We start from the raw sequence: 23155 nt of genomic DNA on the forward strand, positions 1-23155 counted from the left end.
TAAGCGATCGGTCACTATTGTGAAAACGCCTGAACGAGACCCAGCCATGAGTGAAGAGATTCTGATCAATATCACGCCGATGGAATCGCGCGTGGCGGTGGTAGAAAACGGTGTTCTGCAAGAAGTGCACGTCGAGCGCACACAGAAGCGCGGGATCGTTGGCAACATCTATAAAGGCAAGGTTGTGCGCGTGTTGCCGGGGATGCAGGCGGCGTTCGTTGACATCGGCCTGGACCGTGCCGCTTTTATTCACGCTTCGGAAATTTCCCTGCGCGAAGGCCCTGCGGTCGAGAGCATCAGCGCGTTGGTGCATGAAGGACAGAGCCTGGTGGTGCAAGTCACCAAGGACCCTATCGGCTCCAAAGGCGCTCGCTTGACGACACAACTGTCAATTCCGTCGCGTTATCTGGTGTACATGCCGCGGACTGCCCACGTCGGCATTTCCTTGAAAATCGAAGATGAAGCCGAGCGCGAACGCCTGAAAAAGGTGGTCAGCGACTGCGTGGCCGCCGAAGGCATCAAGGAAGCCGGTGGTTTTATCTTGCGCACCGCCGCAGAAGGCGCCGGCGCCGATGAAATCCTGATGGACATCCGCTACCTGCGGCGTTTGTGGGACCAGATCGGAGCACAGATCAAAACCATCGGTGCGCCGAGCGTCATCTATGAAGACCTGGGCCTGGCCCTGCGCACGCTGCGTGACCTGGTCAGCCCGAAGATTGAGAAAATTCGCATCGACTCGCGGGAAACCTTCCAGCGCACCACGCAGTTTGTTGCCGAGCTGATGCCGGAAATTGCCGACCGCCTGGAGCACTATCCTGGTGAGCGGCCGATCTTCGACCTGTATGGCGTTGAAGACGAAATCCAGAAAGCCCTGGAGCGCAAAGTACCGCTCAAGTCCGGCGGCTATCTGGTGGTGGACCCGGCGGAAGCCATGACCACCATCGACGTCAACACCGGCGCATTTGTCGGCCATCGCAACCTTGAAGAAACCATTTTCAAGACCAACCTCGAAGCAGCCACCGCTATCGCGCGTCAGATGCGCCTGCGCAACCTGGGCGGCATCATCATCATCGACTTCATCGACATGGAAGACGAAGAACACCAGCGCCAAGTGCTGCGCACGCTCGAGAAGCAGCTTGAGCGCGATCACGCCAAGACCAATATCATCGGTATTACCGAACTGGGCCTGGTGCAGATGACCCGCAAACGCACCCGCGAAAGCCTTGAGCAAGTGCTGTGCGAACCTTGCAGCAGTTGCCAGGGGCGCGGCAAGTTGAAGACCCCGGAAACGGTTTGCTACGAGATCTTCCGGGAAATCTTACGGGAGGCGCGTGCTTACCAGGCCGAGGGTTACAGAGTGCTTGCCAACCAGAAAGTGGTCGATCGCTTGCTGGATGAGGAGTCGGGCAACGTTGCTGAACTGGAGGGGTTTATCGGACGCACGATTCGCTTTCAGGTCGAAACCATGTATTCCCAGGAACAATACGACGTGGTGCTGCTCTGATCCGCAATCGCTTTCTTTCTTCGAGACCGGCAGACCTTGATCTTCCGTCCGCTAATTGCCTTGAGGGTCGCCTGACATGGAGCGTCTGAAACGCTTTTTTGCCGCTTTGACCCGTTGGAGCCTGGGCGTGTGCGCCTTACTGCTGGTATTGGCGGCGGTGTACGTGAGCCTGGGTCGTGAGTTGGTCCCGCTGGTGGCCGAATATCGCGCCGAAATCGAAGCCAAGGCTCAGGCTGCGGTGGATGTGCCCCTGCAAATCGGCAGCCTGGAAGGGCGCTGGAGCGGCTTTGCGCCAGTATTGCTGGCCCATGACGTGATGGTCGGTGAAGGCAACAGCGCCTTGCGCCTGGATCAGGTCGAAGTGGTGCCGGATATCTGGGCCAGCCTCATGGCCCGTGAAGTGCGTATTGCTCATCTGGAAGTCAGCGGGTTGCAGTTGAGCGTCAAGGAAGACAAGGACGGCCACTGGGCACTTCAAGGTCTGCCGGTGCAGGACGACCAGCCGTTGGACCCGGAGCAGTTGCTGACACGCATGCAGATCGTCAAGCGTGTGTCGTTGCTGGACAGCCAGGTCACCCTGCAACCGTTCGGCGAGGCGCCGCTGACCCTGACCTACGTGGGCCTGAGCCTGCACAGCGGTGAGGCGCGCCAACGTCTGGACGCTCGCTTGACCCTGCCCGACGGCCAGCCGCTTGCCTTGAGCCTGCGTAGCCAAATTCGTGCAAGCCAATGGAAAGAGGGCGAAGTCGAGGCCTACCTCAGCCTGCCTCAAAGCGACTGGGCCAAATGGATTCCGGCCAAGCTGACCCAGCAATGGAAACTCACGCAATTGAAGGCGGGCGGGGAGTTCTGGCTGACGTGGGCCAAGGGCACCGTGCAAAGCGCTGTGGTGCGCCTCAATTCACCTCAGGTGAAGGGCAGCTACGCGGACCGTAAGCCGGTACATATCGAAAACCTCGCCCTCAACGCTTACCTGCAACGCAGTGATAGCGGCCTGAAGGTGCTGTTCGATTCGCTGGCGATGAACATCGGCGAGACCCGTTGGGAGTCGCAACTGCAATTGCAGCAAAGCCTGGCCACCGAAAAAGCACAGGAAACCTGGAAGCTTCAGGCCGATCGGTTGGACCTGACCCCGATTACGCCGTTACTGAATGCCCTGGCGCCGTTGCCGGAAGGGTTTGCCACCACCATCGAGCACCTGAAAGCCACAGGCCTGTTGCGCAATGTGCTGGTGGACTTCCGCCCGCAGGACACGACCGATCAGAAAGTCAGCTTCGCCGCCAACCTTGAGCGCATCGGCTTTGATGCGTACTTCGGCGCGCCGGCCGCACGTAACGTGTCCGGCAGCATCAGCGGTGACCTTGGCCATGGCGAGTTGCGCATGGACAGCAAGGACTTTTCCCTGCACTTGTACCCGATCTTCGCCAAGCCCTGGCAGTACATGCAGGCCAACGCGCGCCTGACATGGACGCTGGATAAAGAAGGCTTCACCCTGATCGCCCCGTATATCAAGGTGCTGGGCGAAGAGGGCAAGGTCGCCGCAGACTTCTTGATTCGCCTGCATTTCGACCATGCCCAAGAAGACTATATGGACCTGCGGGTCGGCATGGTCGATGGCGATGGGCGCTTCACCTCCAAATATCTGCCGGCGGTATTGAGCCCTTCGCTGGATGAATGGTTGCGCACGGCGATTCTCAAAGGTGCGGTGGATCAAGGTTTCTTCCAGTACCAGGGGTCGTTGAACCACGACGCGCTGCCCGCTGCGCGCAATATCAGCCTGTTCTTCAAGGTGCATGACGCCGAACTGGCATTCCAGCCGGGTTGGCCGCATGTGAGCAAAGTGAATGGCGAAGTGTTTGTCGAGGAGAGCGGTGTGCGTATCCTGGCCAGCAAGGGCCAGTTGCTCGACACCAAGGTCAAGGACGTCTATGTCAACATCCCACACGCGCCGGCCGGCAAGGACAGCCATCTGCTGATCACCGGAGGGTTTGCGGGTGGTTTGGGCGATGGCCTGAAAATCCTTCAGGACGCGCCGATAGGCACTGGCTCGACCTTCGCCGGTTGGAAAGGCGAGGGTGACCTGCAAGGCAAGCTGGATCTGGACATTCCTTTGGCCAAGGGCACCGAGCCCACTATTGTCGTGGACTTTCAGACTGACAAGGCCCGCCTGCAATTGGCGGAGCCGACTCTGGACCTGACCCAGCTCAAGGGCGATTTCCGCTTCGACAGCGCCAAGGGCCTGAGCGGCCAGAACATCTCGGCCAAGGCGTTCGATCGCCCCATCACTGCGCAGATCCTCGCCGACGGCAAGCCAGGTAGTCTTAGTACGCGGGTCATTGCCAAGGGCCAGGTCACGGTCAAGCGGCTGACGGACTGGTTGAAAATCAGCCAGCCGTTGCCGGTGTCCGGTGATATCCCTTACCAATTACAAGTGACCCTGGACGGCGCGGACAGCCAACTGATGGTCAGCTCCACTATGAAAGGCGTGGCGGTGGACCTGCCGGCGCCTTTTGGCATGCCCGCCAGCCAAGGCCGCGACAGTGTGTTCCGCATGACCTTGCAGGGCGCCGAGCGGCGTTACTGGTTCAGTTACGGCGAGCTGGCGAGTTTTACCTTTGCTGCGCCTGCGGACAAATTCAATGACGGCCGCGGGGAGCTGTTCCTCGGCAATGGTGATGCCGTGCTGCCTGCTGCCAAAGGCTTGCGGATTCGCGGTGTGCTTTCTGAGCTGGACATCGACCCGTGGAAAAAACTGGTCGACCGCTACGCAGGTAATGACCCCGGCGGGAGCGCCAAGCAACTGCTCAGTGGTGCGGACTTTAAGGTGGGCAAGCTGACCGGCTTTGGTACTCAGTTTGACCAAGTCAACTTGCAGCTTGACCGCAAGCCGACAGCCTGGGGTTTGCAGCTTGACAGTCAGCAGGCCAAAGGCACGGTAAATTTGCCGGACGCCAAAGGCGCGCCCATTGCGATCAATCTGCAGTATGTGAAATTACCGGCCGTAGACCCCACCGTTCAGGCGGACGAAAATGCGCCGGATCCATTGGCGGATATTGATCCCAAAGAGATTCCGGCACTCGATATTGCTATCAACCAACTGTTCCAGGGGCCTGACCTGGTGGGCGCCTGGTCGCTGAAGATTCGACCGACCGCCAAAGGCCTGGCCTTCAACAACCTGGACTTGGGCCTCAAGGGAATGCAGCTCAAAGGCGCCGGTGGCTGGGAGGGTGCGCCCGGTGCGAGCAGCAGTTGGTACAGGGGCCGCCTGGATGGCAAGAACATCGCCGATGTGCTCAAGGGCTGGGGCTTTGCGCCGACGGTAACCAGCGATGACTTCCACCTGGACGTGGATGGTCGTTGGCCGGGTTCGCCGGCGTGGGTCGGGCCCAAGCGTTTCTCCGGTAGCCTGGATGCCGCGTTCCGCAAGGGTCAGTTCGTTGAAGTGGAAGGTGGCGCCCAGGCCCTGCGGGTGTTTGGGTTGCTGAACTTCAACTCCATTGGCCGCCGTTTGCGCCTGGACTTTTCCGACTTGCTCGGCAAAGGCTTGAGTTATGACCGGGTCAAAGGTTTGCTGGCCGCCAGTGATGGTGTGTTTGTGACCCGTGAGCCGATCACCATGACGGGGCCTTCTACCAACCTGGAGCTCAATGGCACCCTGGATTTGGTGGCTGACCGTGTCGACGCCAAATTGCTGGTCACATTGCCGGTCACCAATAACCTGCCGATTGCCGCGCTGATTGTGGGGGCGCCGGCCATTGGTGGCGCATTGTTCCTGATCGACAAGCTGATCGGTGATCGTGTTTCGCGCTTCGCCAGTGTGCAATACAAAGTGGAAGGTCCTTGGAAGGATCCAAAAATCACCTTCGACAAGCCATTTGAAAAGCCAAACTGAGAGGCTGTGGAGTAGCATGGCCGCATGCCTTTTACGGAGTGTCGGCCTATGTCCTTTGCGGTAATTCAAATGGTCAGCCAGAGTGATGTGCTGGTCAACCTGGCACAGGCCCGACGCCTGCTGGAGCAAGCGGCGGCAGGTGGTGCGAAGCTGGCAGTTCTGCCTGAGAACTTCGCGGCCATGGGGCGTCGTGATGTGGCCGATATCGGCCGCGCTGAAGCGTTGGGCGACGGCCCGATCCTGCCATGGTTGAAACAGACTGCCCGCGACCTCACCTTATGGATAGTGGCCGGCACGTTGCCGCTGCCGCCCAAGGACCAACCTGACGCCAAGTCCAACGCCTGTTCGTTGCTGATCGATGATCGGGGTGAAATCGTCGCCCGTTACGACAAGCTGCACCTGTTCGATGTGGACGTAGCAGATGCGCGAGGGCGTTATCGTGAATCCGACGACTATGCTTTCGGGAGCAATGTGGTGGTGGCGGATACACCGGTGGGCCGCTTGGGCCTGACGGTGTGTTATGACTTGCGGTTCCCGGAGCTGTACAGCGAATTGCGCGCGGCGGGAGCTGAATTGATTACCGCGCCTTCGGCCTTTACGGCGGTGACCGGTGCCGCGCATTGGGATGTGCTGATCCGTGCGCGCGCCATTGAAACCCAGTGCTACCTGCTGGCGGCCGCTCAAGGCGGTGTGCACCCAGGCCCACGGGAAACCTTTGGCCACGCGGCAATTGTCGACCCTTGGGGGCGAGTGCTGGCGCAGCAGGATCAAGGCGAGGCGGTGTTGCTGGCCGAACGCGACAGCAGTGAACAGGCGTCGATACGGGCGCGCATGCCGGTGGTCAACCATCGGCGCTTTTTCTCGCAGGGCGCGCAGCGGCCTGCTTCGGAACGATGAATTTAAGGCCAAACCTATGAGCGAGTTGTTGTCCTCAGTCAGTGAACACCTCCTGGCACCCGGTGGCGTGACCATCGAAAGTTTGCAAACCGTGCTCGGTGATCTGGCCGGGCCGGGCATCGACGCGGCCGATCTGTATTTCCAGGGCCAGATTTCCGAGTCGTGGGCTCTCGAAGACGGCATCGTCAAGGAAGGCAGTTTCAACCTTGACCAAGGCGTCGGTGTGCGCGCGCAATCCGGTGAAAAGACCGGCTTTGCCTACAGCAACGCTATTACCCTTGAAGCCCTTGGCCTCGCTGCCCGTGCTGCGCGCTCGATTTCCCGTGCCGGCCAGAACGGCACGGTGCAGGCGTTCAGCACCCAGGACGTGGCCCAGTTGTACGCGCCGGATAACCCCCTGGAAGTGATCAGCCGTGCGGAGAAGGTCGACTTGCTCAAGCGTATCGACGCGGCCACCCGTGCCCTCGACCCGCGTATCCAACAAGTGACCGTGAGCATGGCCGGTGTGTGGGAGCGCATCCTTGTGGCGTCCACCGACGGCGGCCTGGCGGCGGATGTACGGCCGCTGGTGCGTTTCAATGTCAGCGTGATCGTCGAGCAGAACGGTCGCCGCGAGCGTGGCGGTCATGGTGGTGGTGGGCGTACCGACTACCGCTATTTCCTCGCTGAAGACCGTGCCATGGGCTATGCCCGTGAAGCGCTGCGTCAGGCATTGGTCAACCTGGAAGCCATTCCCGCGCCAGCCGGTACATTGCCGGTGGTGTTGGGCTCGGGCTGGTCCGGTGTGTTGCTCCATGAAGCCGTAGGGCACGGCCTGGAAGGCGACTTCAACCGCAAGGGCAGTTCGGCCTACAGTGGGCGCATGGGCGAGATGGTCGCCTCCAAGCTGTGCACCATTGTCGATGACGGCACCCTGGCCGGTCGCCGTGGCTCGCTGAGCGTCGACGACGAAGGTACGCCGACCGAGTGCACCACGCTGATTGAAAACGGCGTGCTCAAGGGCTACATGCAAGACAAACTCAACGCCCGCCTGATGGGAGTGGCCCGCACCGGTAACGGCCGTCGCGAGTCTTACGCGCACTTGCCGATGCCACGCATGACCAACACCTACATGCTCGGTGGCGAAAGCGACCCGGCAGAAATCATTGCCTCGGTAAAACGCGGGATCTACTGCGCCAACCTCGGCGGCGGCCAGGTGGATATCACCAGCGGTAAGTTTGTGTTCTCCACCAGCGAGGCGTACCTGATCGAAGACGGCAAGATTACCGCGCCGGTCAAAGGGGCGACGTTGATTGGTAACGGGCCGGAAGCCATGAGCAAGGTGTCGATGGTCGGTAACGACCTTTCGCTGGACAGCGGCGTGGGCACGTGCGGCAAGGATGGGCAGTCAGTGCCGGTCGGCGTTGGTCAGCCTACCTTGAAGATTGATGCGATCACCGTGGGTGGCACGGGCTCGTAAGTGCCGGAGCTTCGGGTGGCGAGGACCGCCACCCGGGGAAGAGGATCAACGCAGGCCGCGTTGAGTCTCGTCCAGCTCACGGATGTACTTGAAAATTTTACGGCTGGTGGCCGGAGCCTTGTTTTGCGCCACTTCGTGCTGGGCCTGACGGATCAGGGAGCGCAGTTGCTGGCGGTCCGCGTCCGGATAGTCCACTACGAATTTCTCCAGCACCGCGTCATCGCCCGAGATCAGGCGGTCACGCCAACGTTCCAGGTTATGGAAGCGTTCGTTGTACTGGCGAGTGGAGGCATCCAGTTGATCGAGCAAGGTCAGAATGGCGTCAGTGTCCTGATCGCGCATCAGTTTGCCGATAAACATGATGTGCCGTTTACGCGCGATATTCGCGGTGTGCTTAGGTGCATCCGCCAGAGCCCGGCGCATTTCGTCGGTCAGTGGCAGTTTTGCAATCAAGTCCGGCTTGAGCGTTGTAAGGCGCTCGCCGAGGTCAACCAGAGCATGCAGCTCGCGTTTGACCTGGGTTTTGCTTTTCTCCCCATCGAGGGAGTCGTCGTAAGAATCAACCATGGTGGCAGTCCGCAAAGAAACGCCGCCATGATAACCAGTCGGGGGCCGCTTGTCCGGCCCGGTCGCTCGATGGCCTTAACCGAAAGCAGAATTTGAGTGGAGAAAACCATGAGTGCAGCCCAAAGCGTCGGTCCGCAAGCGTTACCGGCACTGCAGGAACAAGTCGAGCAGATCCTTGCCGAGGCCAAGCGCCAGGGGGCCAGTGCCTGTGAAGTGGCGGTGTCGCTGGAGCAGGGGCTGTCGACGTCGGTACGCCAGCGGGAAGTGGAAACCGTGGAGTTCAACCGCGACCAGGGGTTTGGCATCACATTGTATGTGGGGCAGCGCAAAGGGTCGGCCAGTACCTCGGCCAGTGGGCCGGAAGCGATTCGCGAGACCGTCGCGGCGGCGTTGGCCATTGCCAAGCACACCTCCGAAGATGAATGCTCGGGCCTGGCAGATAAAGCGCTGATGGCCAAGGATTTAAAGGACTTCGATCTTTTTCACGCTTGGGATATCACACCCGAACGGGCAATCGAACTGGCGCTGACTTGCGAAGCGGCGGCCTTTGATGCCGATGCCCGCATCAAAAACGCCGACGGCACCACGCTGAGCACACATCAAGGCTGTCGCGTCTATGGCAATAGCCATGGTTTTATCGGCGGTTATGCCTCGACTCGCCATAGCTTGAGCTGTGTGATGATCGCTGAAGCCAATGGCCAGATGCAGCGCGACTATTGGTATGACGTCAGTCGCCAGGGCGAATTGTTGGCCGACCCGGTCAGCATCGGCCAGCGCGCCGCGCAACGTGCAGCAAGCCGCCTGGGCGCCCGTCCGGTACCGACTTGCGAAGTCCCTGTGCTGTTTGCGGCGGAACTGGCCGGTGGTTTGTTCGGCAGTTTCCTGGGCGCGATTTCCGGCGGTAATCTGTACCGCAAGTCTTCGTTTCTTGAAGGCGCTATTGGCCAGAAACTGTTTCCTGAGTGGTTGACCATCGATGAACGTCCGCACCTGATGCGTGCCATGGGCAGTTCAGCGTTCGACGGTGATGGCCTGGCCACTTATGCCAAGCCATTTGTCGAGAAGGGCGAGCTGGTGTCCTACGTACTGGGCACGTACGCCGGCCGCAAGCTTGGCCTGCCAAGCACTGCCAACTCCGGTGGCGTGCACAACCTGTTCGTCACCCATGGCGACGAAGATCAGGCGGCGCTGTTGCGTCGTATGGGCCGCGGCTTGCTGGTCACCGAATTGATGGGCAGTGGCCTGAATATGGTTACCGGTGATTATTCACGCGGCGCGGCAGGTTTCTGGGTGGAAAACGGTGAAATTCAATTCGCCGTTCAGGAAGTCACCATTGCCGGCAATATGCGCGATATGTTCAAGCAGATCGTCGCGGTGGGTAATGACCTGGAACTGCGCAGCAACATTCGCACGGGTTCTGTACTGATCGAACGGATGACCGTCGCCGGCAGCTAACCCCTCCGACGCTTAACGAAAAGGCGCGCCATCTTCTCGATGGCGCGCCTTTTTTTATGGCTGAGCCATGAGCGGATTAACCTGCTGCTCTTGTTTTGATTCTTAATATCAATTAATAATAAATCTCATTATCGAATGAGTGTGGATCATGAGTTCTGTCCTGCATGAGGATCCGTACCTTGAGAGCTGGCGCTGGATGAGTCGTCAGATTCGCTGCGGCCTCGATCCCAATGAACCTCGCCTGATTGAACATTACCTCAATGAGGGCCGATACCTGGCGTGCTGCACCGCGACCCACCCATGGACGATTGCTGAAACGTCATTCCGCCTGCTGATCGACACCGCCAGCGACATCGCCTTGCCCTGGCACTGGCGATCCCTGTGCCTGGACCAGGCGTGGCGTCCATTGCGCGACCTGGAAAATCTTTCCCACTGCGCCTGCCGCCTCAAGCGCTGGCAGACCTTTGCCTGGCAATTGGCAACCTGCGAATTGCTGCCGTCTATTTCTCACTCCGACCTGGTGCAAGGATCTTCCGATGAGTAATACCCGTATCGAACGCGACAGCATGGGCGAACTGCAAGTGCCTGCCGAGGCCTTGTATGGTGCGCAAACCCAGCGCGCGGTGAATAATTTCCCGATCAGCAGCCAACGCATGCCGGCGCAATTCATTCGCGCACTGATCCTGGCCAAAGCCGCCGCAGCCAAGGCTAACGTCGACCTCAAGCAAATCAGCGAAGGGCAGGGCAAGGCCATTGTCGACGCTGCCCAAGGCTTACTTGAAGGCGATTTCATGCCGCACTTCCCGGTGGATATCTTCCAGACCGGCTCCGGCACCAGCTCCAACATGAATGCCAACGAAGTGCTTGCGACCCTGGCCAGCCGCTTGCTGGGCGAGCCGATCAACCCCAACGACCACGTGAATTGCGGCCAAAGCAGCAATGACATCATTCCGACCACCATTCACGTCAGCGCAGCGCTGGTCTTGCACGAACACACCCTGCCGGCCCTGCTGCACCTGGTTCAGGTGATCGAACACAAGGCCGAACAAGTCCACCCGTTCATCAAGACCGGCCGTACGCACTTGATGGACGCGATGCCCGTGCGCATGAGCCAGGTGCTCAATGGCTGGGCGCAACAGCTCAAGGCCAATATCGCTCACTTGCAGGACCTGCTGCCGAGCTTGCAGGCGTTGGCCCAGGGCGGCACGGCGGTCGGCACCGGGATCAACGCACACCCGGAATTTGCGGCCCGCTTCAGCCAACACCTGAGCAGCCTCACCGGCGTGAAATTCACGCCAGGCAAAAACCTGTTCGCGTTGATCGGTTCCCAGGACACCGCCGTCGCCGTCTCCGGCCAACTGAAAGCCACCGCCGTGTCGCTGATGAAAATCGCCAACGACTTGCGTTGGATGAACTCCGGCCCATTGGCCGGGCTCGGTGAAATCGAACTGGAAGGCCTGCAGCCAGGCTCTTCGATCATGCCGGGAAAGGTCAACCCGGTGATCCCGGAAGCGACCGCCATGGTCGCCGCCCAAGTTATCGGCAATGACACGGTCATTACCGTCGCCGGCCAGTCCGGCAACTTCGAACTGAACGTGATGTTGCCGATCATCGCCCAGAACCTGCTCAGCAGCCTTGAGTTGCTGGCCAACGCCAGCCGGCTGTTGGCTGATAAGGCGATCGCCAGCTTCAAGGTCAACGAAGCCAAGCTCAAGGAAGCGCTGTCGCGTAACCCGATTCTGGTCACTGCACTTAACCCGATCATTGGTTACCAAAAAGCCGCTGAAATTGCCAAGAAGGCTTATCAGCAAGGCCGCCCGGTGATTGATGTCGCCCTCGAGCACACCGACTTGCCACGTAGCCAACTGGAAATCCTGTTGGATCCGGAAAAACTCACGGCCGGCGGCGTGTAATCACCGACTCTGCTTTGGAGGTTCACCATGGAGCATTGGAAACGCACGATCGAACGGGCCAATCGTTGCTTTATGGCGGGCGAGCTGGTCGATGCTCGTGAGGCCTATTTGCAAGCCCTGGCCTTGGCTCAAGTGCTGTTCGAGCGCTGGGCGGATGCCGACGAAGCAGTGGCGGCTTGCGTCATTTCCCATCACAACCTGGCGGACCTGCACCTGCGTCTGAACCAGCCGGAGGAAAGCGCGGAATACCTTTGTGCCATTCACCAGCGGCTGTTGCAGACCCTGCAGGACCCGCGCCTGAGCCCGCAATTGCGCGAGGCGGCGCTGCGCCAGAGCAGCAAGACCTATGTCGAACTGTTGAACTTCATCAGCGATCACGGCGAATACCCGCGTACCCATCGCCTGCTTGGCGGCACTGCGGTGCAACCGATCACTCCACACTACGGCGCACATTGATATGACTTACACCTTGCCTGCTTTGCCCTACGCCTATGACGCCCTGGAACCGCACATCGATGCGCAGACCATGGAAATCCACTACACCAAACACCATCAGACCTATATCAATAACTTGAATGCTGCAGTCGAGGGCACTGAATTCTCGGGCTGGCCGGTTGAGAAGCTGGTTTCAAGCGTGCAGCAACTACCGGAAAAACTGCGCGCCGCCGTGATCAACCAAGGCGGGGGGCATGCTAACCACTCGCTATTCTGGGCGGTGATGTCGCCAAAAGGCGGAGGTAAACCCGAAGGCGTGCTGGGCAAAGCCATCGATGAACAGTTGGGCGGCTTCGACAGTTTCAAGGAGGCCTTTACCAAGGCTGCATTGACGCGTTTCGGCAGCGGCTGGGCCTGGTTGAGCGTTACCCCGCAAAAGACCCTGGTGGTGGAAAGCAGTGGCAACCAGGACAGCCCGCTGATGAGCGGCAACACGCCGATCCTCGGCCTGGACGTGTGGGAACACGCTTACTACCTGCGCTACCAGAACCGTCGCCCGGAATACATCAACGCCTTCTACAGCGTCATCCATTGGCCGGAAGTCGCCGCACGCTACCAGGCCGCCGTGGCCTGACATTTATCTATAACAAGATCTAAGGCCGACTATGGGCACTGAAACGCTGGCGATCAGCAGCGGGCGAATGTTTCGTTATGCGTTTGGCTCGCTGCTGCTGTTGGCAGGGACTGCATTGCTGGTGGCGCAAGGGCTGAGCTGGTTGGACCTTGAGCCGCGTATCTTGCGTGCCTTGCAGGGCGGCGCGATCTGCGCGCTCGGCACGGCGCTGGGTGCGGTGCCGGTGTTGGTGATTCGCCGGATGCCGGTGGCACTGAGTGATACCTTGCTGGGCTTTGGGGCCGGGGTAATGCTGGCGGCGACGGCTTTTTCGCTGATCGTGCCGGGCATTGCTGCCGCGCAAGGCCTTGGGCTTTCGCGTTGGGGCGCCAGTGGTTTGATCAGCTTCGGGATTATGCTCGGGGCATTCGGTCTTTACCTGGTCGACCGCAAGGTATCGGGCGCCAGCCCGGAGATGCGGGTGGGCACGCCGGGTCAACCGGTGATTCCCCCGCGTATCTGGCTATTTGTGTTTGCCATCATTGCCCACAACATTCCGGAAGGCATGGCGGTAGGTGTTTCGGCCGGTGGCGGAATGCCGGATGCCGACAGCTTGGCCATGGGGATTGCCCTGCAGGACGTGCCGGAAGGTTTGGTGATCGCGCTGGTCTTGGCCGGGGCGGGCATGTCGCGAGTCAAGGCGTTCTTGATCGGTGCCGCGTCGGGCTTGGTCGAGCCGGTGTTTGCCGTGCTGTGTGCATGGCTGGTGAGCCTGGCGGAGGTTTTGTTGCCGTTAGGGCTCGCGTTGGCGGCGGGGGCGATGTTGCTGGTGGTGACTCACGAAGTTATCCCCGAGTCGCGCCGTCATGGTCACGAAAAGCTTGCCAGCCTGGGCTTGTGCATCGGGTTCTGTTTGATGATGGTGATGGATACTGCTTTAGGGTGAGGCCATTGCAGCCTCACACCCGCCGTAAAGGGTGAGTTTACTCGCCCTCATCAAAGAAGTTATTGATCAGCTTTACCAGCGCGTCCATCGCTTCCTGCTCTTGTTCGCCTTCCGTCTTCAAATGAATCTTGGTGCCCTTGCCGGCGGCCAGCATCATCATGGCCATGATGCTTTTACCGTCTACCATGGATTCCGGCGTTCGCCCTGCGCGGATCTGGCAGGGGAACTGCCCGGCGACGCCGACGAATTTGGCGGAGGCTCGGGCATGCAAACCCAGCTTGTTGATGATTTCAATTTCCAGAGCGGGCATCGCGGGGGTGTTCCTTTCAGCTAAGGTCGCGGTGGCGAACCTGGACGTTCTTGAGGGTTTGTTGCAGCACCTGGCCCAGGCGCTCGGTCAGGTACACCGAGCGATGGTGGCCGCCGGTGCAGCCGATGGCAATGGTGACATAAGCCCGGTTGCTTGCCGCAAAGCGCGGTAACCATTTGAGCAGGTAGCTGGAGATGTCCTGGAACATCTCCTCGACATCCGGTTGCGCAGCCAAGTACTCGGCCACCGGCTGATCAAGGCCGGACTGATCACGCAGTTCCGGCTTCCAGTAAGGATTGGGCAGGCAGCGCACATCAAACACCAGATCGGCATCCACCGGCATCCCACGCTTGAAGCCAAACGACTCGACCAGAAATGCGGTGCCAGGCTCTGGCTGGTTCAGCAAGCGCAGCTTGATGGCATCCCGCAATTGATACAGGTTCAGGCCGGTGGTGTTGATCTTGAGGTCGGCCAGATCGATGATCGGTCCCAGCAGCGTGGTCTCGTCCTCGATGGCTTCGGCCAGCGAGCGGTGAGGGCTGCTGAGGGGGTGGCGGCGACGGGTTTCGGAAAAACGCTTGAGCAGTGTCTCCTCATCGGCGTCCAGGTACAGCACATCGCAATTGATATGCTTGGCGCGTACTTCCTCAAGCAATTGCGGAAAGCGCTGAAGATGGCTGGGCAGGTTGCGGGCGTCAATCGAGACGGCAACCAGGGGCTGCGCCAGCTCGGTGTGGATCAATGCACGTTCCGCCAACTCCGGCAGCAAACCGGCGGGCAGGTTGTCGATGCAATAAAAACCGTTGTCCTCAAGGACGTTGAGGGCGGTGCTTTTACCCGAGCCGGAGCGGCCGCTGACGATGATCAAACGCATGATTACTGCCCGTTTTGTTCATCCAGGACAACCTGATAGAGCGCCTCGTTGCTGTCGGCGCTGCGCAGTTTGTCGCGTACTTCCTTGCGGTCGAGCATGCTGGCGATCTGCCGGAGCAGTTCCAGGTGCGCATCGGTGGCGGCTTGCGGGACCAGCAGCACGAAGAGCAGGTCAACCGGGGCGCCGTCGATGGCGTCGAAATCGATGGGGGCGTCTAGGTGCAGCAGGGCACTGACTGGAGACTCACAGCCTTGCAGGCGGCAGTGAGGAATCGCGATGCCGTTGCCAAAGCCAGTAGAACCTAGCTTTTCACGGGCGATCAGAGCCTCAAAGACAGCTTGCGTATCCAGGTCGGGCACTTCACGGCCGATCAGATTGGCAATTGTTTCGAGGGTTTTCTTTTTGCTGCCGCCCGGCACGTTCACCTGGGAACGGCCGGGGGTCAGGATGGTTTCAAGTCGAATCATGGGTGGGGAGTGTTAGCGGCCAGTGCCTTGAAGAAGGCTCTGCTGCTTTTCCTTATGCTTTTTAAGTTGGCGGTCAAGCTTGTCAGTCAAGGCATCGATCGATGCATACATGTCTTCATGCTCGGCATTGGCGACCACTTCGCCACCGGGTATCTGCAAGGTCGCTTCAATTTTCTGCTGAAGCTTATCGACCTTCATGATGACCTGCACATTGGTGATCTTGTCGAAATGACCCTCGAGTCGTTTCAGCTTCTGCTCGACATATTCGCGCAATGGAGGGGTGACTTCTACATGGTGTCCACTGATGTTGACTTGCATACAGCTTCTCCTTCGTTGCCAGTGCATAAAGCGACAGGCAAAAGCGCCTGCCACTGGAACGCTATGGCCCGCCCGTCACATCAAACGCTTACGCTCGCTGGAAGGCGCGATCCCGAGGGACTCGCGGTACTTGGCGACGGTTCGACGGGCGACCTGAATGCCTTGTGCCTCCAGTAAACCAGCGATCTTGCTGTCACTCAACGGCTTTTTCTGATTTTCCGCGGCAACCAGTTTTTTAATGATCGCGCGGATCGCCGTGGACGAGCATTCGCCGCCTTCGGAGGTACTTACGTGGCTGGAGAAAAAGTATTTCAGCTCATAAATACCCCGTGGGGTATGCATGAATTTCTGCGTGGTTACCCGGGAAATCGTCGATTCATGCATGCCAACCGCCTCAGCGATATCGTGCAGGACCAAGGGTTTCATGGCCTCGTCACCATATTCGAGGAAGCCGCGCTGGTGCTCGACGATCTGAGTGGCCACTTTCATCAGGGTTTCGTTGCGGCTTTGCAGGCTCTTGATGAACCAGCGCGCTTCCTGCAACTGATTGCGCATGAAGGTGTTATCGGCACTGGTGTCGGCACGGCGCACAAAACCTGCGTATTGCGGGTTGACGCGCAGGCGAGGCACCGACTCCTGGTTCAGTTCCACCAGCCAACGCTCGTTGTCTTTGCGCACGATTACATCGGGAACGACGTATTCGGCTTCGCTGGACTCGATCTGCGAGCCCGGGCGGGGGTTAAGGCTCTGTACCAGCTCGATGACCTGGCGCAGGTCGTCTTCCTTGAGCTTCATGCGGCGCATCAACTGGCTGTAGTCGCGGCTGCCCAGCAGGTCGATGTAGTCGGTGACCAGGCGCTGGGCTTCGGCGAGCCACAGGGTCTTGGCGGGCAGCTGGCGCAGTTGCAGCAACAGGCACTCGCTCAGTGTGCGGGCGCCGATGCCGGCGGGCTCGAACTGCTGGATGCGGTGCAGGACGGCTTCGATTTCGTCCAGTTCGATGTCCAGTTCCGGATCGAAAGCCTCAAGGATCTCTTCGAGCGTCTCGTCGAGGTAACCCTGGTTATTGATGCAGTCGATCAGGGTCACGGCGATCAGGCGATCGGTGTCGGACATCGGCGCCAGGTTCAATTGCCACAGCAAATGGCTCTGCAGGCTTTCGCCGACGGAGGTGCGGGTGGTGAAGTCCCACTCGTCATCATCATTGCTGGGCAGGCTGCTGGCGCTGGTCTGGTAAACGTCTTCCCAGGCGGTGTCCACCGGAAGCTCGTTGGGAATGCGTTCGTTCCATTCGCCTTCCTCAAGGTTGTCCACCGTAGGGGCGGTTTCCTGATAGGAAGGTTCCTGCACGTCGGAGTTGGGTTTTTGCTCGATGTTGTCGGCCAGCGGGTCTGCATTATCGAAGTCGTCGCCTTCTTCCTGGCGTTCGAGCATCGGATTGGACTCCAGGGCCTCCTGGATTTCCTGTTGCAGGTCCAGGGTCGACAATTGGAGCAGGCGGATGGCCTGTTGCAGCTGCGGTGTCATCGTCAGCTGCTGGCCCATTCTCAGGACTAGCGATGGTTTCATGGCAGGGGCTTAACACCTTATTCGCCGGCGCAATGCGCCATCCACGACAGGGCGCGTGAGCGCCAAACATAAGCAAATTATATGCCTGATGTCGGGGGCTTTGCCTAGAGCGCGGTAACAATAAAAAACCAGAGGTTTTTATTGACTCCCGCGCGCTTTGGCGAACGGCCAGACACCACAGTGCTTACAGGCGGAACTCGTGGCCCAGGTACACTTCCTTGACCAGTTCGTTGGCCAGGATGGTGGCGGAGTCGCCTTCGGCGATCAGCTGGCCATCGTTGACGATATAAGCCGTTTCACAGATATCGAGGGTCTCACGGACGTTGTGGTCGGTGATCAATACACCGATACCCTTGGCCTTGAGGTGATGGATGATCTGCTTGATATCGCCGACCGAGATCGGGTCGACACCGGCGAAGGGTTCATCCAGCAGGATGAATTTCGGCGCGGTGGCCAGGGCGCGGGCGATTTCCACACGACGACGTTCACCACCGGACAAGCTCATGCCGAGGTTGTCGCGGATGTGGTTGATATGGAATTCCTGCAGCAGGCTTTCCAGCTCTTTGCGGCGGCCGTCACGGTCGAGTTCCTTGCGGGTCTCGAGGATCGCCATGATGTTGTCTGCTACCGACAATTTGCGGAAGATCGACGCTTCCTGGGGAAGATAGCCGATACCTGCGCGTGCACGACCGTGCATCGGCTGGTTGCTGACGTCCAGGTCGTCGATCAAGACACGGCCCTGATCCGCCTGGACCAGGCCGACAATCATATAGAAGCACGTGGTCTTGCCGGCGCCGTTGGGGCCAAGCAAGCCAACGATCTGGCCGCTGTCGATCGATAAACTGACGTCGCGTACGACCTGACGGCTTTTATAAGCTTTGGCCAGATGCTGGGCTTTCAGGGTTGCCATTAGTTCGCCTTCTTCGCAGCGGGGTTGGGCGCAGGCTGGGCGGCGCCTTCTTTCTGCTTCGGCTGGATAACCATGTCGATGCGCGGCTTCGGAGTGCCGATCTTCGCGCCAGTGGCACGACCGGCCTGGGCGATCTGCTTCACCGTGTCATAGGTGATTTTTTCACCGTCTGTGGTGTTGCCATCGCTGCTGACAACCCTGGCCTGGTCGATCAGGATGATGCGATTCTGCTGGGCGTGGTACTGGATGGTCCTGCCATAGCCCTTGATCGGGGCTGGGTCCGTAGCCGCCTGCTTCTGTTCGAAGTAAGCCAGGTTGCCCACCGAGGTCACCACGTCAATGTCGCCACCCGGCGTACGCGTGAGCGTCACCGTGTTGCCGGTGATTTTCATCGAGCCTTGGGTGATGATCACGGCGCCCGTATAGGTCGCAACACCTTGCTTGTCATCCAGCTGAGCGTCGTCAGCCTGAATGTGGATCGGTTGCTGGCTATCGTTCGGCAGAGCCCAGGCGCTCACGCTTCCCAGTGCTGCGCCCAGACCGAGCAAAATAGGGAGGGTTTTAACGAGCCTCATACTGTCCTCTTACGTTCGATAGCAGGTGTATCCTGCTTTCTTTCAAATACGCTTTCATTCCCTTGCCAGTCGATACACCGCCAGCGCCGTCGATTCTAACGTCTTGCTCGGTCTGCGCATATTGCTGTTGTGGGAAAACGGTCATGCGACTACTGGTAATAATGGTGTCGCGCTTCTTCTCGTCAGTACGTGCAACACGTACCGAGTCGATCAGTTCTACCTGGGTACCGTCCGAGTTGACTTCGCCACGCTTGCTGGTGACGTGCCACGGGTAGTCGGTGCCCTTGTAGAGATTCAGGTCGGGATTGGTCAGCAGGCTGACGTCCGTAGCCTTGAGGTTCTCAACTTTATCGGCGGTCATTTCGTACTGAACCTTGCCATCAGGCAGGAACTGTATGGTATGGGCGTTGAGAGCGTAATAGGCGATAGCGCTGTCGTCGACGGCCACTACAGGCTTGTCGAGAAAGCGCTCCGGGCTGATATTCCAGTAGCCCACCGCCAGGAACAGCGCGGCGATGACCCCGAATAGCAGGAAGTTGCGAATCTTTTTGCTCAGCATAAAACGCTCTATAGGTAGGCGGCGTGGGCCGCTTCAAGACTGCCCTGGGCACGCAGGATCAATTCGCAGAACTCGCGGGCGGCACCCTCACCGCCACGTGCGGTCGTGATGCCATGGGCGTGTTCGCGAACAAAAGCCGCCGCATTGGCGACGGCCATGCCCAGGCCCACCCGGCGAATAACCGGCAGGTCAGGCAGATCGTCACCCAGATAGGCAACCTGCTCATAGCTTAGGTTGAGTTGGCCAAGAAGCTCGTCCAGAACCACCAGTTTATCCTCGCGGCCCTGATACAGGTAAGGAATCCCCAAGTTTTGTGCGCGGCGTTCCACAACCGGTGTCTTTCGACCACTGATAATGGCTGTTTGCACACCGGCGGCCATCAACATTTTGATGCCCTGGCCGTCGAGTGTGTTGAAGGTCTTGAATTCGCTGCCATCTTCGAGAAAGTACAGGCGGCCATCGGTCAGCACGCCATCAACGTCGAAAATCGCCAATTTGATGTTTTTACCGCGTTGCAACAGGTCGCTGGTCATTTACATCACTCCCGCACGCAGCAAGTCGTGCATGTTCAGGGCGCCAATCGGGCGGTCGTCGCTATTGACCACCACCAGCGCGCCAATCTTGTGGTCTTCCATGATCTTCAGCGCTTCGGCGGCAAGCATCTCTGGGCGTGCAGTCTTGCCGTGTGGCGTCATGACCGCATCAATAGTGGCGGTGTGGATATCGATCGTGCGGTCCAGGGTGCGGCGCAGGTCGCCGTCGGTGAACACCCCGGCCAAACGCCCATCAGCCTCCAGGATCACGGTCATGCCCAGGCCTTTGCGGGTCATTTCCATCAGCGCGTCCTTCAGCAAGGTGCCGCGCTGCACGTGAGGCAGCTCGTCGCCCGAATGCATGACGTTTTCCACTTTGAGCAGCAGTCGACGACCCAGGGCGCCGCCCGGGTGCGAAAACGCGAAGTCCTCAGCGGTAAAGCCGCGCGCTTCCAGCAGGGCCACGGCCAGGGCATCGCCCATGACCAGCGCGGCGGTGGTGGAGGAGGTCGGTGCCAGGTTCAACGGGCAGGCCTCGTGGGCAACGTGAACATTCAGGTTCACTTCGGCAGCCTTGGCCAGCGTCGACTCCGGATTGCCGGTGAGGCTGATCATTTTAATGCCCAGACGCTTGATCAGCGGCAGCAGGGTCACGATTTCGTTGGTGGTGCCGGAGTTAGACAGTGCCAGGATGATGTCATCCTTGGTGATCATGCCCATGTCGCCGTGGCTGGCTTCGGCCGGGTGCACGAAAAAAGCCGTGGTCCCGGTACTTGCCAGGGTGGCGGCGATCTTGTTGCCGACGTGGCCGGATTTGCCCATGCCGACCACGACAACGCGGCCCTTGCTGGCCAGAATCATCTCGCATGCACGTACGAAATCTGCGTCGATATGGGCCAGCAAACCTTCTACGGCTTCAAGCTCGAGGCGGATGGTGCGTTGTGCGGATTGAATAAGCTCGCTGGATTGGCTCATGTCTTAAATCGTATAGCCTGACGAAAAGGCGGCGATTATAGCGGTAATGATCAATTCCCTCACGCTAGTTCGTCAGGCTTTATTCGGCAGGTGCCTGAGTTTCATGCTCGGCAGCGTTTTTTTCCCTGTCCCGAATCTGAACGAGGGCTGTTCCGGCCTTGGGGGCTCTGCACCAGCAGTGATATAGTTCGCCGCCAGTTCGGTCCGCCCAACCCATGGCGCTAACTATTGCACATACGTTGCAAACGAAAGTCGCATACATGGTGTCTGAGTGAAAGGCTGCATCCCAAGGAGATTAGATGAGTGCCGATAACGCCTACGCGGTCGAGCTGAAGGGCCTTACCTTCAAGCGCGGGACGCGCAGCATCTTCAATAACGTCGATATTCGCATTCCCCGCGGCAAGGTCACGGGCATCATGGGGCCTTCCGGTTGCGGCAAGACCACACTGTTGCGTCTGATGGGCATGCAATTGCGTCCCAGCGCCGGCGAAGTGTGGGTCAACGGTCAGAACCTGCCGACATTGTCGCGCAGCGATCTGTTCGATGCGCGCAAGCACATGGGAGTGCTGTTCCAGAGTGGCGCACTGTTCACCGACCTCGACGTGTTCGAAAACGTGGCGTTTCCGCTGCGGGTGCACACCCAGCTGTCAGATGAAATGATTCGTGACATTGTCTTGTTGAAACTGCAGGCCGTGGGCCTTCGTGGTGCCGTCGACCTGATGCCTGACGAGTTGTCGGGCGGCATGAAGCGTCGTGTCGCCCTGGCGCGAGCCATCGCCCTCGATCCGCAGATCCTCATGTATGACGAGCCGTTCGTGGGCCAGGACCCGATCGCCATGGGCGTGCTGGTGCGCCTGATTCGCCTGCTCAACGATGCGTTGGGGATCACCAGTATCGTGGTGTCGCACGACCTGGCCGAAACCGCGAGCATTGCCGACTACCTTTATGTAGTCGGCGATGGTCAGGTGCTGGGGCAGGGCACGCCTGAAGAGCTGATGAACGCTGACAACCCGCGCATTCGCCAATTCATGACCGGCGATCCCGATGGCCCGGTGCCTTTTCATTTTCCGGCAGCGGACTACCGCTCAGATCTTCTGGGGAAGCGCTGATGCGCAAGACATCTTTAATCGAGAAGGTTCGCCTTTTCGGTCGCTCCGGTATCGACTTGGTCGAAGTGCTGGGGCGTTCGACGATTTTCCTGTTTCATGCATTGCTTGGTCGCGGCGGGATTGGCGGTGGCTTCGGCCTGCTGCTCAAGCAGCTGCACTCGGTGGGCGTGATGTCCCTGGTCATCATCGTGGTTTCCGGGATTTTCATCGGCATGGTGCTGGCTTTGCAGGGGTTCAACATCCTCTCCAGCTACGGTTCGGAGCAGGCTGTGGGGCAGATGGTCGCCCTGACGCTGTTGCGCGAACTCGGCCCGGTGGTCACCGCCTTGCTGTTTGCCGGGCGCGCGGGTTCCGCGTTGACTGCCGAAATCGGCAACATGAAGTCCACCGAGCAGTTGTCCAGCCTGGAAATGATCGGCGTGGACCCGCTCAAGTATATTGTTGCGCCGCGCCTGTGGGCCGGCTTCATTTCCCTGCCACTGCTGGCGATGATTTTCAGCGTGGTGGGCATCTGGGGCGGTTCGTGGGTGGCGGTTGACTGGTTGGGCGTCTATGACGGCTCTTACTGGGGCAACATGCAAAACAGCGTGACCTTCAGTGGCGACGTGCTCAACGGCATCATAAAGAGCATCGTCTTCGCCTTTGTAGTGACCTGGATCGCCGTATTCCAAGGCTATGACTGTGAGCCCACTTCAGAAGGGATCAGTCGCGCCACCACCAAGACCGTTGTGTACGCCTCGCTGGCAGTACTGGGCCTTGACTTCATTTTGACCGCCTTGATGTTTGGAGATTTCTGATGCAAAACCGCACTGTGGAAATCGGTGTCGGCCTTTTCTTGCTGGCTGGCATCCTGGCTTTACTGTTACTGGCCCTGCGAGTCAGCGGCCTTTCGGCCAGCCCCACCGCCGACACTTATAAACTTTACGCGTACTTCGATAATATTGCCGGTTTGACTGTCAGAGCTAAAGTGACCATGGCCGGTGTAACCATCGGCAAGGTCACGGCAATCGATCTGGATCGCGACAGCTTCACCGGCCGAGTGACCATGCAAGTCGACAAGAAGGTAGATAATCTGCCGACTGACTCGACTGCATCTATTCTCACTGCGGGTCTGCTGGGCGAGAAGTACATCGGTGTCAGCGTGGGCGGGGAAACAGCCCTGCTCAAGGATGGTTCGACAATCCACGACACACAGTCGTCGTTGGTGCTTGAAGACCTGATCGGTAAATTCCTGCTCAATACGGTCAATAAAGACGCCAAATGAGGAACCTGTTC

The 23155-nt window shown here is 59.2% G+C and carries 24 protein-coding genes; 13 read left to right on the forward strand and 11 right to left on the reverse strand.

Annotated features, from left to right (window positions below; genetic code table 11):
- Positions 1–46: 46 nt before the first annotated feature.
- From rng to tldD, 4 genes are all read left to right on the forward strand, one after another.
- A complete protein-coding gene (rng, locus tag A7D21_RS24240; RefSeq protein ID WP_053254407.1) occupies positions 47–1504 on the forward strand; it encodes a ribonuclease G in 1458 nt (485 codons plus the stop codon).
- A gap of 76 nt (positions 1505–1580) precedes the next feature.
- Entirely contained in the window at positions 1581–5396 is a 3816-nt protein-coding gene (locus A7D21_RS24245; protein ID WP_069552860.1) for a YhdP family protein, read from the forward strand.
- Between the two features lie 48 nt (positions 5397–5444).
- On the forward strand, positions 5445–6293 hold the full coding sequence (locus A7D21_RS24250; protein ID WP_069552861.1) for a carbon-nitrogen hydrolase family protein: 849 nt from the start codon (positions 5445–5447) through the stop codon (positions 6291–6293).
- A 16-nt stretch (positions 6294–6309) separates the two neighbouring features.
- A complete protein-coding gene (gene tldD, locus A7D21_RS24255; protein WP_064450712.1) occupies positions 6310–7752 on the forward strand; it encodes a metalloprotease TldD in 1443 nt (480 codons plus the stop codon).
- A 45-nt stretch (positions 7753–7797) separates the two neighbouring features.
- On the opposite strand, the gene yjgA is transcribed toward tldD, so the two are convergent.
- Positions 7798–8319, reverse strand: a complete 522-nt coding sequence (gene yjgA, locus A7D21_RS24260) for a ribosome biogenesis factor YjgA (RefSeq protein ID WP_053254411.1) — start codon at positions 8317–8319, stop codon at positions 7798–7800.
- Positions 8320–8427: 108 nt separating this feature from the next.
- Here yjgA and pmbA point away from each other — a divergent pair, with 108 nt between their 5' ends.
- The 6 genes from pmbA (at position 8428) to A7D21_RS24290 (ending at position 13681) form a co-directional block, all read left to right on the forward strand.
- The gene (gene pmbA, locus A7D21_RS24265; protein ID WP_069552862.1) at positions 8428–9774 is read left to right on the forward strand and encodes a metalloprotease PmbA; all 1347 of its coding nucleotides are present in this window, start codon (positions 8428–8430) and stop codon (positions 9772–9774) included.
- Positions 9775–9922: 148 nt separating this feature from the next.
- On the forward strand, positions 9923–10318 hold the full coding sequence (locus A7D21_RS24270) for a FagA protein (RefSeq protein WP_069552863.1): 396 nt from the start codon (positions 9923–9925) through the stop codon (positions 10316–10318).
- Entirely contained in the window at positions 10311–11687 is a 1377-nt protein-coding gene (locus tag A7D21_RS24275; protein ID WP_053254414.1) for an aspartate ammonia-lyase, read from the forward strand. Before A7D21_RS24270 ends, A7D21_RS24275 begins: the two co-directional genes overlap by 8 nt.
- Positions 11688–11714: 27 nt before the next feature.
- Positions 11715–12143 (forward strand): hypothetical protein, encoded by a 429-nt coding sequence (locus A7D21_RS24280; protein ID WP_053254415.1) that lies wholly within the window; start codon positions 11715–11717, stop codon positions 12141–12143.
- A 1-nt stretch (position 12144) separates the two neighbouring features.
- Positions 12145–12756 (forward strand): superoxide dismutase, encoded by a 612-nt coding sequence (locus A7D21_RS24285; protein WP_053254416.1) that lies wholly within the window; start codon positions 12145–12147, stop codon positions 12754–12756.
- A 31-nt stretch (positions 12757–12787) separates the two neighbouring features.
- Complete coding sequence (locus tag A7D21_RS24290) at positions 12788–13681, forward strand: ZIP family metal transporter (RefSeq protein ID WP_053254417.1); 894 nt, start codon at positions 12788–12790, stop codon at positions 13679–13681.
- A 37-nt stretch (positions 13682–13718) separates the two neighbouring features.
- On the opposite strand, the gene A7D21_RS24295 is transcribed toward A7D21_RS24290, so the two are convergent.
- From A7D21_RS24295 to A7D21_RS24340, 10 genes are all read right to left on the reverse strand, one after another.
- Complete coding sequence (locus A7D21_RS24295; protein WP_049709983.1) at positions 13719–13991, reverse strand: HPr family phosphocarrier protein; 273 nt, start codon at positions 13989–13991, stop codon at positions 13719–13721.
- 16 nt (positions 13992–14007) lie between these two features.
- Positions 14008–14865 (reverse strand): RNase adapter RapZ, encoded by an 858-nt coding sequence (gene rapZ / locus A7D21_RS24300; RefSeq protein ID WP_053254418.1) that lies wholly within the window; start codon positions 14863–14865, stop codon positions 14008–14010.
- Positions 14866–14867: 2 nt separating this feature from the next.
- Complete coding sequence (ptsN, locus tag A7D21_RS24305) at positions 14868–15332, reverse strand: PTS IIA-like nitrogen regulatory protein PtsN (RefSeq protein ID WP_053254419.1); 465 nt, start codon at positions 15330–15332, stop codon at positions 14868–14870.
- A 12-nt stretch (positions 15333–15344) separates the two neighbouring features.
- The gene (gene hpf, locus A7D21_RS24310) at positions 15345–15650 is read right to left on the reverse strand and encodes a ribosome hibernation-promoting factor, HPF/YfiA family (protein ID WP_017138237.1); all 306 of its coding nucleotides are present in this window, start codon (positions 15648–15650) and stop codon (positions 15345–15347) included.
- 75 nt (positions 15651–15725) lie between these two features.
- A complete protein-coding gene (locus A7D21_RS24315) occupies positions 15726–17219 on the reverse strand; it encodes an RNA polymerase factor sigma-54 (RefSeq protein ID WP_053254420.1) in 1494 nt (497 codons plus the stop codon).
- A 184-nt stretch (positions 17220–17403) separates the two neighbouring features.
- Positions 17404–18129 (reverse strand): LPS export ABC transporter ATP-binding protein, encoded by a 726-nt coding sequence (gene lptB / locus A7D21_RS24320; RefSeq protein ID WP_053254421.1) that lies wholly within the window; start codon positions 18127–18129, stop codon positions 17404–17406.
- The gene (gene lptA / locus A7D21_RS24325; RefSeq protein WP_053254422.1) at positions 18129–18704 is read right to left on the reverse strand and encodes a lipopolysaccharide transport periplasmic protein LptA; all 576 of its coding nucleotides are present in this window, start codon (positions 18702–18704) and stop codon (positions 18129–18131) included. Before lptA ends, lptB begins: the two co-directional genes overlap by 1 nt.
- Entirely contained in the window at positions 18691–19263 is a 573-nt protein-coding gene (gene lptC / locus A7D21_RS24330) for an LPS export ABC transporter periplasmic protein LptC (protein ID WP_069552864.1), read from the reverse strand. The genes lptA and lptC overlap by 14 nt, the downstream gene beginning before the upstream one ends.
- Before the next feature lie 8 nt (positions 19264–19271).
- Entirely contained in the window at positions 19272–19796 is a 525-nt protein-coding gene (locus A7D21_RS24335; protein ID WP_069552865.1) for an HAD family hydrolase, read from the reverse strand.
- Positions 19797–20771 (reverse strand): KpsF/GutQ family sugar-phosphate isomerase, encoded by a 975-nt coding sequence (locus A7D21_RS24340; protein WP_053254425.1) that lies wholly within the window; start codon positions 20769–20771, stop codon positions 19797–19799.
- Between the two features lie 299 nt (positions 20772–21070).
- On the opposite strand from A7D21_RS24340, the gene A7D21_RS24345 reads away from it, so the two are divergent.
- From A7D21_RS24345 to mlaD, 3 genes are read left to right on the forward strand one after another with little or no spacing between them, the layout of a single operon-like run.
- Positions 21071–21880: an ATP-binding cassette domain-containing protein gene (locus tag A7D21_RS24345; RefSeq protein ID WP_053254426.1), complete on the forward strand. Its 810-nt coding sequence runs from the start codon at positions 21071–21073 to the stop codon at positions 21878–21880.
- Positions 21880–22677 carry a lipid asymmetry maintenance ABC transporter permease subunit MlaE gene (gene mlaE, locus A7D21_RS24350; RefSeq protein WP_053254427.1) on the forward strand — a complete coding sequence of 266 codons (798 nt, stop codon included), beginning with the start codon at positions 21880–21882 and terminating at the stop codon, positions 22675–22677. The genes A7D21_RS24345 and mlaE overlap by 1 nt, the downstream gene beginning before the upstream one ends.
- Complete coding sequence (gene mlaD, locus A7D21_RS24355; RefSeq protein ID WP_005784855.1) at positions 22677–23144, forward strand: outer membrane lipid asymmetry maintenance protein MlaD; 468 nt, start codon at positions 22677–22679, stop codon at positions 23142–23144. Before mlaE ends, mlaD begins: the two co-directional genes overlap by 1 nt.
- Positions 23145–23155 lie beyond the last annotated feature (11 nt).

The organism is Pseudomonas sp. AP19, from assembly GCF_001728855.1.
Taxonomy (GTDB): domain Bacteria; phylum Pseudomonadota; class Gammaproteobacteria; order Pseudomonadales; family Pseudomonadaceae; genus Aquipseudomonas; species Aquipseudomonas fluorescens.

Excerpts from the sequence above, each read along its gene's own strand:
- rng (WP_053254407.1), top strand. The coding sequence starts at position 47 with ATGAGTGAAGAGATTCTGATCAATATCACGCCGATGGAATCGCGCGTG.
- A7D21_RS24245 (WP_069552860.1), top strand. The coding sequence starts at position 1,581 with ATGGAGCGTCTGAAACGCTTTTTTGCCGCTTTGACCCGTTGGAGCCTG.
- A7D21_RS24250 (WP_069552861.1), top strand. The coding sequence starts at position 5,445 with ATGTCCTTTGCGGTAATTCAAATGGTCAGCCAGAGTGATGTGCTGGTC.
- tldD (WP_064450712.1), top strand. The coding sequence starts at position 6,310 with ATGAGCGAGTTGTTGTCCTCAGTCAGTGAACACCTCCTGGCACCCGGT.
- yjgA (WP_053254411.1), bottom strand. The coding sequence starts at position 8,319 with ATGGTTGATTCTTACGACGACTCCCTCGATGGGGAGAAAAGCAAAACC.
- pmbA (WP_069552862.1), top strand. The coding sequence starts at position 8,428 with ATGAGTGCAGCCCAAAGCGTCGGTCCGCAAGCGTTACCGGCACTGCAG.
- A7D21_RS24270 (WP_069552863.1), top strand. The coding sequence starts at position 9,923 with ATGAGTTCTGTCCTGCATGAGGATCCGTACCTTGAGAGCTGGCGCTGG.
- A7D21_RS24275 (WP_053254414.1), top strand. The coding sequence starts at position 10,311 with ATGAGTAATACCCGTATCGAACGCGACAGCATGGGCGAACTGCAAGTG.
- A7D21_RS24280 (WP_053254415.1), top strand. The coding sequence starts at position 11,715 with ATGGAGCATTGGAAACGCACGATCGAACGGGCCAATCGTTGCTTTATG.
- A7D21_RS24285 (WP_053254416.1), top strand. The coding sequence starts at position 12,145 with ATGACTTACACCTTGCCTGCTTTGCCCTACGCCTATGACGCCCTGGAA.
- A7D21_RS24290 (WP_053254417.1), top strand. The coding sequence starts at position 12,788 with ATGGGCACTGAAACGCTGGCGATCAGCAGCGGGCGAATGTTTCGTTAT.
- A7D21_RS24295 (WP_049709983.1), bottom strand. The coding sequence starts at position 13,991 with ATGCCCGCTCTGGAAATTGAAATCATCAACAAGCTGGGTTTGCATGCC.
- rapZ (WP_053254418.1), bottom strand. The coding sequence starts at position 14,865 with ATGCGTTTGATCATCGTCAGCGGCCGCTCCGGCTCGGGTAAAAGCACC.
- ptsN (WP_053254419.1), bottom strand. The coding sequence starts at position 15,332 with ATGATTCGACTTGAAACCATCCTGACCCCCGGCCGTTCCCAGGTGAAC.
- hpf (WP_017138237.1), bottom strand. The coding sequence starts at position 15,650 with ATGCAAGTCAACATCAGTGGACACCATGTAGAAGTCACCCCTCCATTG.
- A7D21_RS24315 (WP_053254420.1), bottom strand. The coding sequence starts at position 17,219 with ATGAAACCATCGCTAGTCCTGAGAATGGGCCAGCAGCTGACGATGACA.
- lptB (WP_053254421.1), bottom strand. The coding sequence starts at position 18,129 with ATGGCAACCCTGAAAGCCCAGCATCTGGCCAAAGCTTATAAAAGCCGT.
- lptA (WP_053254422.1), bottom strand. The coding sequence starts at position 18,704 with ATGAGGCTCGTTAAAACCCTCCCTATTTTGCTCGGTCTGGGCGCAGCA.
- lptC (WP_069552864.1), bottom strand. The coding sequence starts at position 19,263 with ATGCTGAGCAAAAAGATTCGCAACTTCCTGCTATTCGGGGTCATCGCC.
- A7D21_RS24335 (WP_069552865.1), bottom strand. The coding sequence starts at position 19,796 with ATGACCAGCGACCTGTTGCAACGCGGTAAAAACATCAAATTGGCGATT.
- A7D21_RS24340 (WP_053254425.1), bottom strand. The coding sequence starts at position 20,771 with ATGAGCCAATCCAGCGAGCTTATTCAATCCGCACAACGCACCATCCGC.
- A7D21_RS24345 (WP_053254426.1), top strand. The coding sequence starts at position 21,071 with ATGAGTGCCGATAACGCCTACGCGGTCGAGCTGAAGGGCCTTACCTTC.
- mlaE (WP_053254427.1), top strand. The coding sequence starts at position 21,880 with ATGCGCAAGACATCTTTAATCGAGAAGGTTCGCCTTTTCGGTCGCTCC.
- mlaD (WP_005784855.1), top strand. The coding sequence starts at position 22,677 with ATGCAAAACCGCACTGTGGAAATCGGTGTCGGCCTTTTCTTGCTGGCT.